Here is a 1,379-nt window from a genome sequence, read left to right as displayed (position 1 = left end):
CACGCGTACCCATCCCGAACACGAACGTTAAGTCCTCCAGCGCCGATGGTACTTGGACCGCAGGGTCCTGGGAGAGTAGGACGTTGCCAAGCAAATTAAAGAGCTCACTGACTACATAGTCGGTGAGCTCTTTTTGTGCAAATTAATCGTGCGTAAGTTTAAATCAGTAAAAAGTTTTGTGTTAAAAAATTGGGTTATCTTATCTCACACCAGTTTTAATGAAAAACAATATATTAAAATACTGATATTTGCGCAGTGTAATCTATTCGTAATTGTATTTTTAAATAAATAATCCAATAGATGTGTGTTAGAAGTATGTTCTTTATTTCTCTTGCTTTTTAATGCTTAAGACAAAGCATTAAAATTAATATAAGGTCTGTATAAATATAAATAGAGGGCTTTCGCTCTCTATTTATATTTGATAATGATATTTCATAATATCTAGCTAACTTTGACTTAATTAATAATTTCTACATTTTTGGTATACAAATCTCTGAATAATAACCGGAGGTGTTTGTTTTCCTTCAGGATAGACTTCTAATTCAGGTACACCTACATGTAGCTAAGAGTTAAAAGGGAGCCATTCAAACTTGTTTTTTCTTCCAACGTATTTTTTTATAGCTTCTGGCATGGCACAATGTACCTCAAAAAAACATTCCGACTTTGATGATGGTATCTCCAGTTCAAGCAAATGTTGCGGAATTTCTTGACCCACTAATTTAAAACTACTATGTTCTAACAATACGATAATTCATAAATTCTACCCCTTTCAAATACATCTGTATAATGAGACGATTGTAGGATTTAAATTTTGCAATATGCCGCCATACATACTATGTGTTAAGTTATATTGCTTATGGAATGCCTTAGCAAATGCTTATGGTGTTTCATAGCCATATTTCAGAGAGATATCAATGACCTTACTATTAGAAGTGACTAAATCCTGTGCGACTAGAGTCAAACGTCTTCGTTGAAAATAATCACCAACAGTCATATTTGTTATTGTGGAAAATGTCCGTTGAAAATAAAATGGTGTTGAATGTGCATATTTTGCAATTTGTTCTACTGAGGTAACTTCAAACAAAGGATTCTCCATATACTCAATTGCCGTTTACAATGATTCCACCTAGTTCATATAAGTAATCACTCTTTAAATGAGTTATAAGTGTCTCCAATGTGATAGACTGGTCATATTCTGCTGGTTTAGGACAGTTCAATAATAACGACAAATTTAACTTCATAATAATGGAACAAGTAAAGGTATTGCAATTTCAATAAAAGCTGTGGTATATTATATTTCCGCCACCGAGAGGGGCAACTGAGACAAGCATAATAAATCAATTATTTGAAGTCATTCAAAATAAATGCTTCAAATAAAG

1 protein-coding gene and 1 rRNA gene are annotated in these 1,379 nt (G+C 33.1%); one reads left to right on the top strand and one right to left on the bottom strand.

The features are described 5' to 3' along the window. Positions 1–92 (top strand): 5S ribosomal RNA (rrf, locus tag H580_RS25555); the annotation flags it as partial. Positions 93–877: 785 nt separating this feature from the next. Here rrf and H580_RS27040 read toward each other — a convergent pair. Continuing rightward, the gene (locus H580_RS27040; RefSeq protein ID WP_084509246.1) at positions 878–1,096 is read right to left on the bottom strand and encodes a helix-turn-helix transcriptional regulator; all 219 of its coding nucleotides are present in this window, start codon (positions 1,094–1,096) and stop codon (positions 878–880) included. Positions 1,097–1,379 lie beyond the last annotated feature (283 nt).

This window comes from Paenibacillus assamensis DSM 18201, assembly GCF_000422445.1.
In the GTDB taxonomy this organism is placed as follows: Bacteria; Bacillota; Bacilli; order Paenibacillales; family Paenibacillaceae; genus Paenibacillus_B; species Paenibacillus_B assamensis.
The sequence above is the reverse complement of the archived record's forward strand: the minus strand, read 5'-3'. Positions and strand labels throughout refer to the sequence as shown.